The 14,875-nt window shown below is 49.9% G+C and carries 12 protein-coding genes; 7 read left to right on the top strand and 5 right to left on the bottom strand.

What is annotated here, in order from left to right; all coding sequences use genetic code 11:
- Positions 1-13 precede the first annotated feature (13 nt).
- Positions 14-643, bottom strand: a complete 630-nt coding sequence (locus tag KNV97_RS10140) for a NapC/NirT family cytochrome c (protein ID WP_136484790.1) — start codon at positions 641-643, stop codon at positions 14-16.
- A gap of 23 nt (positions 644-666) precedes the next feature.
- Complete coding sequence (locus KNV97_RS10135) at positions 667-1,290, bottom strand: c-type cytochrome (protein ID WP_136484788.1); 624 nt, start codon at positions 1,288-1,290, stop codon at positions 667-669.
- 508 nt (positions 1,291-1,798) lie between these two features.
- Between KNV97_RS10135 and KNV97_RS10130 the strand changes: the two genes are divergently transcribed.
- The 3 genes from KNV97_RS10130 to KNV97_RS10120 are packed head-to-tail and all read left to right on the top strand — an operon-like array spanning position 1,799 to position 7,081.
- A complete protein-coding gene (locus KNV97_RS10130) occupies positions 1,799-4,069 on the top strand; it encodes an OmcA/MtrC family decaheme c-type cytochrome (protein WP_218563035.1) in 2,271 nt (756 codons plus the stop codon).
- A gap of 57 nt (positions 4,070-4,126) precedes the next feature.
- On the top strand, positions 4,127-5,089 hold the full coding sequence (locus KNV97_RS10125; RefSeq protein ID WP_218563034.1) for a DmsE family decaheme c-type cytochrome: 963 nt from the start codon (positions 4,127-4,129) through the stop codon (positions 5,087-5,089).
- A 9-nt stretch (positions 5,090-5,098) separates the two neighbouring features.
- The gene (locus KNV97_RS10120; RefSeq protein WP_218563033.1) at positions 5,099-7,081 is read left to right on the top strand and encodes an MtrB/PioB family decaheme-associated outer membrane protein; all 1,983 of its coding nucleotides are present in this window, start codon (positions 5,099-5,101) and stop codon (positions 7,079-7,081) included.
- 75 nt (positions 7,082-7,156) lie between these two features.
- Here the strand turns inward: KNV97_RS10120 and KNV97_RS10115 are convergent, their stop codons facing one another.
- The 3 genes from KNV97_RS10115 to rsuA form a co-directional block, all read right to left on the bottom strand.
- Complete coding sequence (locus KNV97_RS10115) at positions 7,157-7,825, bottom strand: DUF2913 family protein (RefSeq protein WP_218563032.1); 669 nt, start codon at positions 7,823-7,825, stop codon at positions 7,157-7,159.
- The gene (locus tag KNV97_RS10110) at positions 7,825-9,033 is read right to left on the bottom strand and encodes a Bcr/CflA family multidrug efflux MFS transporter (RefSeq protein ID WP_218563031.1); all 1,209 of its coding nucleotides are present in this window, start codon (positions 9,031-9,033) and stop codon (positions 7,825-7,827) included. Before KNV97_RS10110 ends, KNV97_RS10115 begins: the two co-directional genes overlap by 1 nt.
- Before the next feature lie 638 nt (positions 9,034-9,671).
- Entirely contained in the window at positions 9,672-10,373 is a 702-nt protein-coding gene (gene rsuA, locus KNV97_RS10105) for a 16S rRNA pseudouridine(516) synthase RsuA (protein WP_136484775.1), read from the bottom strand.
- Between the two features lie 86 nt (positions 10,374-10,459).
- On the opposite strand from rsuA, the gene KNV97_RS10100 reads away from it, so the two are divergent.
- The 4 genes from KNV97_RS10100 to KNV97_RS10085 all read left to right on the top strand — a co-directional run bounded on the left by KNV97_RS10100 (position 10,460) and on the right by KNV97_RS10085 (position 14,798).
- Positions 10,460-12,196 (top strand): DEAD/DEAH box helicase, encoded by a 1,737-nt coding sequence (locus tag KNV97_RS10100; protein WP_218563030.1) that lies wholly within the window; start codon positions 10,460-10,462, stop codon positions 12,194-12,196.
- 150 nt (positions 12,197-12,346) lie between these two features.
- Positions 12,347-12,736, top strand: coding sequence for a PepSY domain-containing protein (locus KNV97_RS10095; protein ID WP_136484771.1), 390 nt, complete (start codon positions 12,347-12,349; stop codon positions 12,734-12,736).
- Positions 12,737-12,802: 66 nt separating this feature from the next.
- Positions 12,803-13,462, top strand: coding sequence for a response regulator transcription factor (locus KNV97_RS10090; protein WP_136484769.1), 660 nt, complete (start codon positions 12,803-12,805; stop codon positions 13,460-13,462).
- Entirely contained in the window at positions 13,452-14,798 is a 1,347-nt protein-coding gene (locus KNV97_RS10085) for an ATP-binding protein (RefSeq protein WP_218563029.1), read from the top strand. The genes KNV97_RS10090 and KNV97_RS10085 overlap by 11 nt, the downstream gene beginning before the upstream one ends.
- The last annotated feature ends 77 nt before the right edge of the window (positions 14,799-14,875 follow it).

The raw sequence follows: 14,875 nt of genomic DNA, 5'->3' as shown, positions 1-14,875 counted from the left end.
GTCGTCACCAGGACTAAGGATTCACAGCCCTCGATGACGGCTCGCTGCTTTCATCTTGGGTATTTTCAGATTGCGCGGGTTGGGAAGATTGCTCAGATTGGGGTAACTTGTGAGCAATACCGGCGTGACAATCTATGCACGACTGTCCCCGCTCTTCCATCATCTGATGACGCCGGGCTGTTGTGCGCGCCTGATTCTCAAGCTCCATCCGCTCTATCTGATGACAATAACGGCACTGTTTGGATTTATTGTCGATAAACTGCTGCGTCACGTGTTTTGCCAGACGCGGCCGATGCTCAGTTTCAAAATTATCTAATCTGATATCTCCCGTCAGTTTATGAATTACATCCGCACTGGCGGTTATTTTTACTATTAACTTGGGTATCAATTCACGTGGTACATGGCAATCGGCACAAGTGGCAGCAATAACCCCTTTGGTATTGTTAAAATGAACCGACTGTTGATACTCTTCAACTATGGTATCCATGCCGATGTGACACGAGAAACAGAAAGCATTGTTATTTGTATAGTCCATCACTCCATGGTATGCACCAAGGGACAGCGCACCTAAAATAAATGCTAACATTCCGCCTAAAGGGATTCCAAGTAGCCATTTTGAATTAGGCTTTTTCCACCAGTTCATAGATACCACTCGCTAAAAGCAATTCATTGCATACTCGCATAATATTCAGCCAACGATAATAAGTCTGACTGAGTGAGGCTTTTAATTGCCTGATCCATTTTCTTATCTACGTAACGCTGTCCGTTATAAAATTGCTGCAAGGTTTTAATTAAATAACCTTTTTTCTGACCAGCTAAAACCGACACTTCTTCCATCGCATCACTACCGCCCTGGATATGACAACTTTCGCAGTTTTCAGCATGAATCACTTTACCCCGGGCAGCGAGCGCTGCATCGAATGTCTGCTTAGTTCGAACAAAAGGCAACCCACTGTAGTGAGCGGCCAGTTGCTCAATTTCCTGTTCAGTGAGCGCAGTTGCGATGGTGGCCATATCCCCTTGTTGACTGGTGTCACCGCTGACATGGTGCACTTTGGCAGCTGGTCGACCCTCCTGATAACTCAGCATTTGATCGATAAGATTAAACTCAGCAATACCGGCAATGGTCGGGATGTCTGTACTTTGTGATACACCATCCTTGCCATGGCAGGCTTCACATTCAAAGCGCTGGATTAGATCAGTGCCGGAAGCACATGAAGCAATGCTAAAAAATGTACTAGTGGTTATTAAAGATAGTTGCAGCATTATTAATTTTAAAGAGTTAAACATGTTCGCTCATCCTAAATTAGAGTAATAAAACTAATACTTATATCCAATGTTATAATTCCATGTTTAGTAAGTAGAATATTTTTAATTAATAAACAGCGTCAACCATCAAGGCAACGACAAGATAAGCAACATATTTTATAAACATAACCAGCCCGGATTTCTCACTTACTACTGTTGTTCTGCTACTTATCTAATATCATAAAAATAGCCAGCCAGCTCTCACGATGACATTGCAAAAATCATTCTAATCGAGTTTTGTGATTATAGATTAAAATCCACAATAAAAATATGGTGATGATTTTTTCTCTGTCTATACTTTTGTAAAACATGGCTAAACCAGCCCTAAAAACGGCGGAAAATGATTATCAGAAATCAAAAAAATAAATTCCGATGATTCAAATATATAAGCAGTTTACGGCCATATAAGTAATAAACAATCTGCAAACAAGAAATCCGTTGCGCTGTTATTCCATTGAAGTAGGGATAAAGTTCAGGTGGGAGCACGACAATGACAATAAGTAAAACAGCTGTGCTATTCCTGGGGCTCAGCCTGTTACTGAGCGCCTGTGGGCCCGGCAGCAAAAATGATCAAAATCAGGCGCCACCTGACGTAACCACCTTCAGTGTCAACATTGACACCCCCGCACTGCTGACCGCAAAGAACGGGACAGACACCAAACTGGTCGTCGACTTTCAAGTCACAGATGGCGTAGGACGCCGTGTCACATTCGACAGTAGCAAAGACTTTCGCATTGCCGTGCTGAAAGCGATGCCCGCCCGGATGGATACCGATGACAGCACCAGCGCCGCTTATGCCTACAACGGCCGCAACGGCAACACCTTCTGGAAGAGTTATCATCACAGCAGCAATGCCAGCGATAACCGGGCACAAATGGAAAGTGTCTGGGACGGAGAGCTTGTACAGACCGCCCAAGGTTATCGTTACACCTTCGCTATCACGGATATTTTGAACGTTGCCGACCCCTACCCCGCCGACTCTGCCGATAACGGCGGTTTTATTGCCTGGGATGAGGATAAATTACATCGCATTGTGATGGCCTATGGCGATCACGACCTTGGCTTCACTCAGATTTTTGAATGGGTACCCGGCACCCGTTCAGACAATACTGTGTCCAGAAACGTGATTGAAAAGGGTACCTGTGCCAACTGTCATATGAATGAGCCCCTTCATCACGGTCCCGGTTATCGCTCAATCGACAACAACATTGCTGTGTGTACTGCGTGCCATAACGACAGTAATCCGGCAGCGGCTCCCCGGCGCCGTCCATTGGCAGTGCTGGTGCATCAGTATCACGGTAATGTGTTTAAAATCGGCACCAGCAGCAGCGATCTGACCACCTACAAGCAACCCGTTGATAGTAATGACCAATTGGTGACGGACATCGATGGATTGGTTATTGAAGGCAACCCTTTCCCGCAAGATACCCGCAACTGTACCACTTGCCACTCGGACAATACCACGCTTGCCTCGGATGCCAACAACTGGTTCGAACATCCTACTCAGGTGGCCTGTGAAAGCTGCCACCTGTACCGGGATCGTGGCGCGCACAGTAATCAGGTCGGCACCAACTGGGTTCGTAACGGCGTCGCGCAAAACAGTTGCACCGGGTGCCATCGCCCATACGATCTCGACAGTAACAACGAACCCATTATTGGCCAGGATGCCAGCCGAAGCGCTAAAACCGTCCACATGACTCGTTTACAAAATCTGGCTGTCGCAAGAGATTCACTGCAGATCTCGATTGAACAGGCCCGTTTCATTAACAGTCAATTTGAAGTCGATGTGCGTATCGAAAAAGACGGCAGCGCGGTGAGTAGTCTGGATGATATTAACTCCTTCATCAATGAACACGGTCACCTTAACTTATTACTCAACTGGGATAATGGCGATGGCCTGATGTTAGCCAATAACGGGCTGGATATGGCTGCAGACGGTAATCTGGGTGACGGTTGTATTGCCCTGGGAAGTGGTCTGTTTACCTGCCACAAAGATTTCAGCACGGCAGCTCTCAAACCCGGGGCGCTCTCCAAACTGACGGTCAATTTGGCTGACATTCCGCTCTGTGGCGACAGAAGAAATGCCGTACTCAGCGACTGCAGCAACTTCACCGGGATAGACCTGCTTAAATACCCGTTTGTCATCGCGGCCAATAATAGCGCCTCTTCCTTTGATAGCGGTGGTGTCAGCCTGACCCACAAACTGCCGGTGGCGGCGGATATCAATAGGTGCAATACCTGTCACCAAGCGTTAACGATTCATAAACTGGGCGAGCATCCTCATGCGGCAAGCGACTTCCAGCAATGTAAAAACTGCCACAATTCTGAGCGGTCCGCGTTCTATCCCGGTATGGCCGCGGATCTCAAATACCATGTCCACTCTTTTCATGCTTATGGTTCGGCAAGAGCGGGAGAGTCACGTTTTCCGGGCGCACTCAACAATTGTGAAGCTTGCCATACCAACAGCCAATACAACCTGCCGACGAGCGAAAATACCCGCCCATCACTGGCATCAGGCAAATATTTCAGCCCGGCGTTGGTTGCCTGCGGAGCCTGCCATCTGGAATCAGCGCTGGCCAACGCCGACCCCGATAATGTTGCCGGCGACGCAATACTGACGCATATGCTCAGTAATGGCGCAGTATTTGCCGCCGATAATGCGGCAGACGCTGTCGGTTCAGAGCAGTGCGCATCTTGTCATGCCATCGGGCAATCGCAAGGCGTTGATAAGGTTCACCAAGTTTATGATTATCGCGACTGAGGCTTCAAGACAACCTTCCAACGAATGATCAATAACGCATCAAAACAGGAATGGGTTATGAAAAAAGGTGTGCAGCTGTGGTGTTTTATCATGCTCGTGCTACTGGTATTGTCCCCAACGCTAAATGCGCAAGAGAGCGTTGCCGATGATGCCAGGCTCGAAGCTGAGACAACGCTGGATCAAAAGTTCAGCGCGGGAAATTATTCACGCCGCGGCGCAGAGGGTTGTCTGCGCTGCCATGATGACGAATCGGACCACCCGGCCAGCGGCATTTTTGCCAATGTTCACGGCAAGATAGCCAACATCCACGGTCCGATGCGGGATAAGCAATGCGAGGCCTGCCACGGACCGGCCGGTAATCATGCCCGTTCTCCGCGTAAGGGCCAGCTACGTGAGCCCATGGTCACCTTTGGCCCGGACTCGCCGGTTCCGGCTGAAAAACAAAACAGCGTATGCCTATCCTGCCATCAGGACACACAACGAGCCAGTTGGCACAGTAGCGAACACGCCTTTGAAGGCCTGTCCTGCTCCAGTTGTCATCGGGTGCATAAAAAACAAGATCCCATGCTCGATGCCGGGCAACAAATTCAGACCTGTACTACCTGTCACAGCCAGACCAAAGCTGACTTACATAAACGCACCAGTCACCCGATGCTCAACGGGACAATGCAATGCAGCGATTGCCATAACCCGCACCAGAGCGTCAATGAATTCAGCCTGAATCAACCGTCCGTCAACGCGGCCTGTTACGACTGCCATGCAGAAAAACGCGGCCCGTTTTTATGGGAGCACGAACCGGTCAGTGAAGATTGCACTGCCTGTCACACCCCGCATGGTTCTGTCAACCCGGCGATGCTGAAACAGAGACTGCCTCAGCTGTGCCAGTCATGTCATCAGGTCCCACATGCTAACGTCGAATTCGCCGCCAATGACCTGCGCGTACGCGGCGGAAGTTGTCTCAACTGTCACAGCCAGGTGCACGGTTCCAGTCACCCTCGTGGACAGGCGCTGAGAAACTAAGGAGCAGAGATGAAATTATCCTTACTATCGGTTCTGATTGCCTTGGCATTGCCCGCGGCCAGCGTTGTCCACGCAGATTATTCTTTGCAGCGCAGCGCCAGTTTCGATACAGCAAATTGGCAATGTGAGCCCTGCAGCAGCGATGGAAACTGGCACGGCGATATTCAGTTCGGCTTGGGGTATCTGGATAACGATCAAGGCGCCCGCTTTAATAACTGGAACACACCGGTCTACGGCACGGGTGATCTCAATAAATCGATTAATCCCGCTTTGAGTATCAACATGGAACAGTATGAAGACGACGGCTACTACAATCGCATCACGGCCCTCGACCTCGGCCTGCAACGATTCCTGCTAGAATGGGAAAACGGTCGCTATGATGGTCTGCGTTTCCTGGGCAGTTATAGTGAAACCCCTTATTTTGCTGGCTATTCCTGGCTCAGCGTTTATCACGACAATGGCAGCTACCTGACTAGTGGCACACTTGATACGTTCAGCCCAAAAACCACGCGTGAATCCGTCAAATTAAGCGTTAAATATACTCCCCATTCGCCGTGGCAACCTCATGCAGCGATGAAACACGAGCGTAAGACCGGCACTCGCGCGTTATATACTTTTGTGAATCCCGGCCTTGGCAATAATCCTGGCTTTATTCCTAAGCCGATAGATAACCAATCCCTCAATACCGATTTCGGTATCAGCTATATTGCCAAGGACTGGATGACCGACCTCTCCTACCAAGGCTCATTTTTCCGTAATGATGAGCCCGCGCTACACTACGGATTGGCCGCTAACCCGTATCAAAACCAGATCGCCTATGAGCCTGACAATGATTTCCACCAACTGGCACTGTCCGGCAACTACAGGCTCGAAGAACAAACCTTTAACAGTCGATTATTGTGGTCACGCAGCACATCAGAAAGTGGCATGAACCCATTTCCTCAATCCCCGGTGCTGTCAGACAGCTTTCGCGGTGAGATCAACACTGTCCAGCTCAGTGCTGATTACCATAATCAGCTCAGCCGCAAGACCGCCGTTAAAGTCAGTGCTGATTATCTGGATCGCAACGATGATTCAGATCGTCACACCGTGATAGGCACCACACGCAAAGCGTATGACCGCGACCGCACCCGGTTAGAGGTCGCGGCAAATCATAAACTGTCGCGCTCTCTGCGTCTTAACGCCGGCTATGAATATAAACGGGACAGACGCCCTTACGCCGACCGGAAGCAGACCGAACAGCAAGCGGGTTATATCGGGGCACGCTATCGGCCTCAGGCCGATTGGACACTGGGTGGCAAACTCACTTATGCCTCTCGTGACGGGTCTGACTGGAATAACAGCGATCCCGACGCCCCGCACCTGAGACAATATTATCTCGCCGATCGCGACAGGCTGGAACTGCGCGCTGACGGCAGTTATCAGTTTTCCCCCGGCCTGCAGCTGGTTGTCGAAACCTGGTATGCCGATGACCAGTACCCGACTCCGGATATCGGCATCAGTGATGGCAAAGATTACGGCTATGATGCTTCGGTCAACTTTGCACTCGACAGTGGTGTAAACGGACACGCCTTTATTACTCAGCAATATATTCGCGCAGCACAACATCATGCTAATAGTGACGTAGTCGGATGGAACCGCTATACCACCCGTTCAAGGGATTACGTCACTACGGTTGGTCTGGGATTAAGCAAAGATGACTTTTTCCACGATGCCCTGCAGATCTCTTTCGACTATTCCCATAGTCGCAGTACAGGTGAAACCGACGCCAGCTCAAACAGTTACCGCTATCCTGATAACAGAGCAAGCGCACATCGCTTCGAGCTGACCGGTGACTATCAAATCTCCGACGACCAGAATGTATTACTTAATATCCGCTATGAAAAATACCGTGAAAGTGACTACCTGTTCGTGCAGGAAGAGAACATGGGGGATGTGATGCAAAGCTATGAGGGGATATTTGGGGCCGTCTATTGGCGTTACCGTTTCTGAGGTAGGTTGTTTAAAGATGAAAAAACAGGAGAGATATTCCTCTCCTGTTACAAAACTCAAGCGTGATTTACCGGCTTAATCAGCTTTAAAGCTGAGAGGGATTTCAGCCACTTGCTGACCCTGATTGCCCGGATAGATCAAATACTCGCCGTGGTACTTCACGTTCGACTTATAATCAGTGCGCTTATGTACCATAAAACCTGCTTCGGCCGCCTTCTCAATAAAGCCGGCGTGGTAACCACGGACAAACCAGCTCATCGGTTTAACCAGCAGCTCACCGTCAAAACACGACTCGCACTGCTCGGCACACAGTGCCAGCGAGTTCTGGCCGTCGGTAAAGATCTGCACCTTACCGCAACCTACCAGAGGCTCTGAAGTTGACACTTCCCAATCCGCCTGCTCCATCGTATCGAGGAACTGCTCAATTTTTTTATCTGTAATGACGTTGCACTCCGCGGCGGCATCACCGGCAAAAAATTGCGCGTAGTAAGCAGAAATGCGCTTAAACGTAAAAAGCAGCTCAGACTGATTGCCCTTTGAGCGGCCAGCCTTTTGCCAACGCAGCAAATCGTCACTCACACAGCGGTGGAAACGCTGACTTTTGATCGCCTTAGTCACCCAGTGCACCAGAAAATGGTTGTTTGCGACCGGAGCATCGGCCACTTTTCCGGCGCTATGCTCTGCGCTCAGCTCTGCTAACGCCGCGTTTACGACGTTCTGAATTTCCAGATAGTAGTCTGACACTATGCTTTTCTTCCTAATGTCCAATAAAAACTCGCAGATAATAACGAACATCCGGCCATAACGAAAATCATTGGCCAACTTTCTCCGCCAGGCATCGCTGCCACCAATGCGCCAACAACCGAGCCGGTACCAAAACGTAACGTGCCCGCTAAAGAAGACGCCGTCCCGGCCATGCGCGGATACCCGCTGAGCAGCAGCCCCATTGCATTACTGCCGATAGTAGAGATGGTCCCAATAAACATCACCACAAACGGCACCGTCCCCCATAGGCCAGCGCCGGTGAACCAGCCGATAAACAGCCCCAGCCCAGCCAGTAACTGTACAAAAAGACCAAAACGCAGCATGGCATGCGAACCGACTTTTTTCACCAAACGGCCGTTGAGAGTCGTCATACCGATCATCGCGACGATATTCAGCGCAAAAAGATAGCCAAACTCGCTCGGGCTCACGCCGTACAGATCAATATAGACGAATGAACCTGCGGTCAAAAAGGCAAACATGCCCGAAAACGAGAAAGCTCCGGCCATAATTAACCCCATCGCCTGACCACTGCGACACAGACGCAGATAGTTCTTCATCGTACTGCGAAAATGCAGCGGCTGTCGGTTTTCGTCAGACAGGGTCTCCGGAATTTTCCACAACACCATGGCAATAACAACCACAGCAAAAGCAGCCAGTAACCAGAAGATCGACCGCCAGCCAAACCAAACCGCCAGATAACCGCCAATCATCGGCGCGACCAGCGGTGCAATCGTGATCACCAAGGTGACAAACGACATCGCGCGGGCAAAATCTTCACGGTCAAACATATCGCGTACCACAGCCTGAATCACCACGGCAGCAGCAGCACCAGCAAAACCTTGTGCCGCCCGCACATAAGTCAGCGCGTCAATACCATGCGTGGTGGCGCTGACCATAGCCGCTACCGCAAACAGGAAAATACCGCCCAACATCACCGGGCGACGTCCATAACTATCAGCGAGAGGGCCATGCAAAAGTTGGCCGATAGCAAAGCCTGCCGTGTAAGCGGTCAGCGTGATCTGCACCTGGCCAGCAGTGGTCCCCAGATCTTGGGCGATAGCTGGCATGGCTGGCAGATACATATCGATGGCCAGCGGAGTCAGTGCACCAATCGCACCGAGCACAATAAATAACAAAAAGCCTATCTTCGACGCATCGTAGTTAAGGGGGGAATTCGTTGAGGTCATACATCTCCACTCTGATAAAAATACGAAGTGCGACACCAGGTGCCGCACTTATTGATTCGATTTCGACATCCCGAACAATCAGGTCTAACGACGAGAAATGAGTGAGCCCGCAACAGAAAATTTCATGCGCGGAGAAACGAAGGCAGATAACGCCAAGTCAGACTCAAATCGACAGGGTAATATCGATAACATTGATTCCACTCTCTAGCTTATGGCAAAGCCGAGAAACTTCTAGTTCTTATTAGGAAATAAACTATTTCCTAATTCGATTTTTAGTTCCTAATTGAACTCAGTGTCCAGCACAGAACAAACACCAACCAGGCCTTTACCAGCATCGATGCAGTATCTGAGTAACGCCTATTCAGACACACAAGTCGTTGCAATCAGTCAGGCATTTATGGGCGACCATTTACGGGGACACACACTCTTACTAAGGAGAAAATAAAAAAAAAGGACACACACCTTTTCTGACATCTGTCCTTGTTCTCTTACCGCCAATATGCACTTAGATGCCTATTTCGCACCTGTATAAACCTCTGAACTGCGAGTGTCCCGCTTATATCTTCCTGTTTACTCAGTAAACAACAGAGTGGGAATAGAGAGGACAGACGCGACTGTGACTCAAGCCTCTAACAGGGTTATTTCCAGATCGACGCGACTTCGTCTTCAGTCAGGAAGCGGTACTCACCCGGCTCCAGGGTATCATCCAGCACGATATCCCCCACCCGTTCGCGATGCAGGCCAATGACTTTGTTACCCAAAGCGGCAAACATACGCTTAACCTGATGATATTTTCCTTCATGGATGGTCAGCAGTAGTTCGTTTTCCGCTTCATCCACCACTTCCATCTGAGCTGGCAGCGTCATGTCACGTTCATTACGCAACTCAATCCCCTGCGCCAGTTTCTCTGCGTAATCCGGTTGAATTGGGTCAGCCAGCCACACACGGTACGTTTTATCACATTTGTGTTTTGGCGACGTAATACGATGCGACCACTGACCATCGTCGGTAATCAATACCAAACCGGTGGTATCCACATCGAGGCGGCCGGCAAAATGCAGCCCGCGCATGTTCGCTTCATCCAGCAACACAAATGCAGTCTGATTAAAACCATCTTCGTGAGAGCAAACAAACCCTTCCGGTTTGAACAACATGATGTATCGTGGGCCACTCAGCGTAACTTCACGCTCCTGCCATTCGACAACGGATGTCTCGCTGACTTTGAATGCGCCACTTTTTTGCGATTGACCATCAACGGTGACATCGCCGCTTTTCAGGATCTGAGTGGCTTCTTTACGTGTGGTGCCCAGGGCGTCACACAGGAATTTATCTAAACGCATGCATACCTCATCTGCTCGAAGTCGGGTATTATACAGAGCCCACATTAAATAGTTGAGCTATTTCACAAAATTCATCGTCCGACTGTATGTATACACTTCGCCCCTATCAAGCTGACTCGGTAAAAGCCGTCATTCATTATTTTCGTCACAACAATACGCCAGCGGTTATCGTCCTGCCGACAGGTGCCGGTAAAAGCCTGGTGATTGCGGAACTGGCTCGTCTGGCCAAAGGCCGGGTATTAGTGCTTGCCCATGTCAAAGAGTTGGTTGAGCAAAACCACGCCAAATATGAAGGCTATGGCCAGAAGGGCGCTATATTTTCCGCCGGCCTGGGCCGTAAAGAAACCGATCAGCAGGTGGTGTTTGCGTCCGTGCAGTCTGTGGTGCGCAACCTGGATGCGTTTAAAAATCAGTTTTCGTTGCTGGTGATTGATGAGTGTCACCGTGTCCCGGATGACAAAGACAGCAGTTATCAAAAAGTCATCACCCACTTACTCAGCCTCAATCCGGGTATGAAAGTGTTGGGACTGACCGCCACCCCTTACCGTTTAGGCATGGGCTGGATCTACCAGTATCACACCCGCGGCCTGGTGCGCAGTGAAGACGCGCGCTTTTTTCGCGACTGTATTTTTGAACTGCCGATCACTTATCTGCTCGATGAGGGATTCCTCACCCCGGCCAAATTGATTGACGCGCCGGTACTGAGTTACGACTTTTCTCAATTGAAGCCAGCGAATACCGGCCGCTATAAAGAGTCAGAACTGGATATGGTGATTGAGCAATCCAAACGGGCAACACCACAAATTGTGGAGCAAATCATTCACCTCGCCCAAGACAAACAAGGCGTGATGATATTTGCGGCGACCGTGCGTCACGCGCAGGAAATTCTCGCCTTACTGCCACAAGGACAGTCCGACATCGTGATTGGTGATACGCCCTCACCGGAACGTGACACCATTATTCAACGCTTTAAACAGCGTGAAGTAAAATTTCTGGTTAACGTGTCTGTCCTGACAACCGGTTTTGACGCTCCGCACGTTGACCTGATTGCGATCCTGCGTCCGACCGAGTCAGTCAGCCTTTATCAGCAAATCGTCGGGCGCGGACTGCGTCTGTCACCGGGTAAAACCGAATGTCTGGTATTAGACTATGCTGGCAACACTTACGATTTGTATCAGCCTGAGGTCGGCGATCCGAAACCGGATTCAGACAGTGAAATCATCACTATTCCCTGCCCGGCATGCGGCTTCAATAATAATTTCTGGGGTAAGCTCGACAGCAACGGCTTTCTGCTTGAACATTTTGGCCGCCGTTGCCAAGGCTACTTTACCGATGAAGAGACCGGCGAGCGGGAACATTGTGGCTACCGTTTCCGTGCCAAATATTGTGGCGAGTGCGGCGCTGATAATGACATCGCCGCACGCATCTGCCATGAGTGTGACGCGACCCTGGTTGATCCGGACAAAAAGCTTAAAGAAGCGCTCAATCTGAAAGATGCGCTGGTGTTCGAATGCCTGGAAATGGACTTATCAGTACTTAAAGACGACAAAGGCAAGTCCCAACTGAAAGTCACCTACCGCGGAGACAACAACGCCCAAGTGCATGAATTTTGGTCATTAAGTACCCCGAAACAAAAAGCAACCTTTAAACAGCGTTTTGTGCGTCCTCATCTGGCAGACAAACATCGTCCGTTTGACGAAGCATCGCCGGCCAAAGTGGTCAACAACCAGCATCGCTTCCGCCCGCCGCAGTTTGTCATCGCGCGCAAGTCCGGTCGTTTCTGGAAAATGCGCGATAAAATTTTTGAAGATGAACTGCGTTGAACGATAGCATCCAACGTCAATACCATGGATTTGTTGACATTGCACCAATATGCAACCAGATGTTAGCTTAACAAACAATTCAGCTTGGGTTCATTTTGTGCTTCGTATACTGAGCATCAAATCGTTAACCACAATCGGACGGAATCACATATGTTAAATCAAAGCTTAAAACTTCGTACTTGGATCACCCTGCTGGGCTGCCTGTCATTACCGGTTATGGCTCAGCAAAGTGCCGGTCATGAATTTCTGCAAGATGCAGAACGACATGGAGCGCGAGTCGAGATTGATGAAGACCAAGACAAAGTGTTTGCAGCTGTACAACAGGGCCGTATCCGCCCGTTCTCAGAATTATATGCGGCGATTGATGAACAGCTTTATGGCCGCGTGATTAAAGTCGAACTCGAAGAAGACGACAACGAATGGATCTACGAACTCAAACTGGTGCATGACAATAAAGTGATTGAGGTGGAATACAACGCCACCACCCTTGAGCTAATGTCTATTGAAGGACGTAACGTGCTTGAGTTTATCAAACGCTAACTCGGAATAAGATATGGCGTCCACCGGGCGCCTTATGCTGAATAAAAAATAACAAAGAGAAAATACATGAAAATTCTGGTTATCGAAGACGATACCCGCTTGGGCGAACAAATTATCGACGCCCTGGATCAGGCTGGCTGGGTCGCAGAATTATCCCAAGACGGCGTCGATGCGCTGTATCGCGCCACTTCTGAGCCCTGGGATGCGATTGTTCTCGATTTGGGCCTGCCAAAACTCGATGGCCTGACAGTGCTTAAAGGCATCCGGGATGAGAACATCAACACACCGGTCGTTATTCTGAGTGCGCGTGACACGCTAACCCAACGGATTGACGGCCTGAATGCGGGCGCAGATGACTATCTCACCAAACCGTTTGAAGTTCTGGAGCTGATCGCGCGTTTGCGTGCCCAGTTACGCAGAGCATCCGGTAGCGCGTCACCGGTTTTGTCTTACGGCCAGCTCAGTCTGGACACTCGCACTTCCACGGTAACCTGGCAGGGCGCGCCGGTCAGCCTGACGGCTTTGGAATATAAAGTGATCGCCTATTTTCTGCACAATCCGGATAAGGTGATTTCACGAACCGAACTGGTTGAGCACATCTACAAGCAAGATTTTGATCGTGACTCCAATACCATAGAGGTGTTCATCGGTCGGATACGCAAAAAAGTCGCACCTGAAATCATCAAAACCGTGCGCGGCCTGGGATATCAGCTGAATGCCGAATAAGTCCTCGCCGCTCAGAAAACTCAGTCTGAAAACCCGCTTATTGCTTGCTGCAACCTTATGGCTAGGCGTGATGATTCTTGCGGCCGGTTATCTGATTCCAAGCCTTATCAAAGATTACCTGATTGCCGATGCCGAGCAGCAGCTTACTCTCTCGATGGATGAAATCACGGCGAACCTCGGCGCCAATGACCGTGGAAGCCTGAGCCTTGGCATCCGCTTGTCAGATCCCCGTTTCTATCAGCCCTACAGCGGTCTGTACTGGACCGCCAAAGTCGGCAGCCAGGAGTTGCGCTCACGCTCTCTGTGGGACCGCTCGATGACCAAAGAAACCCATGCACTTAAAACCCGTTACTTTGGCGCCAAAGATGAACCCTTGATTGTGCTGTCGCGTACCATTTATCTGCGGGAATTCTCCAATCCAATTAACATTGTGGTCGGAGTGGATGAAGCGCCCATCATGGCGACCTTGAAACAGGTCGGAGGCCAATTGTGGGGCATCCTCGGCTTACTGTTTATCGGCGTGCTGATATTGATTGGAGCACAGATTTCCTGGTCGCTGTGGCCGCTGGCGAAAATGCAAAAAGAGCTGGTTGCATTGCGCAAAGGGCAACAATCGAGTCTGGATGAGAGTTACCCGAAAGAAATCGCACCGCTGATCCGCGATCTCAATGCCCTGCTGTTTCACTACCAGGAACTGCTGGAACGCGCACGTCATCATGCAGGTAACCTGTCCCATGCTCTGAAAACCCCGCTGTCGGTACTGAAAAACGAAAGCGAACAACTGCCCCAGGATCAGCAAAACAAGCTGCAACCTTCTATTGATCAGATTCAATCTCAGATTGACTATCATCTCGGCCGGGCCCGAATGGCCGGCTCGGCCAATATTCTGGCAGCCAAAACCAACCCGAGTGAACGGGTTGACGCCATATCCATCGCGTTTGATAAAGTATACGCCGAACGTGAAATCATTTTGGTCAACGAATTGGATTCAGAACTCGAAGTCAGTGTCGAAAGTACCGACTTTGATGAAATGATGGGCAACATACTGGAAAATGGTTATAAGTGGGCATCATCCCTGATTAGAGTTTATAGCCGTACCCTTGATAGACAACGGGTGGAAATTACCGTTGAAGATGACGGGCCGGGCATCGATGAGGCTGATTTGCATCGTGCAACCAAACGTGGCGTACGCCTGGACGAAAGTGAACCAGGAACTGGACTCGGACTGAATATTGTCAGTGAAATGGCGCACAGTTATCAGGGCAAACTGACTTTATCACGCAGTAAACTGGGTGGACTGAAAGTCACACTGACCCTGAAACAGCCTACACCGTGACTCGGACTATCAGCATTGCCGCTGTCTGCGCCCAAACAGAGTCAACCAAGCTAGTTTTGAAAATCAATCAACCATAC

Origin of the sequence: Vibrio ostreae (assembly GCF_019226825.1) — a bacterium.
GTDB lineage: Bacteria > Pseudomonadota > Gammaproteobacteria > Enterobacterales > Vibrionaceae > Vibrio > Vibrio ostreae.
This window is presented reverse-complemented; position numbering and strand designations above follow the sequence as displayed.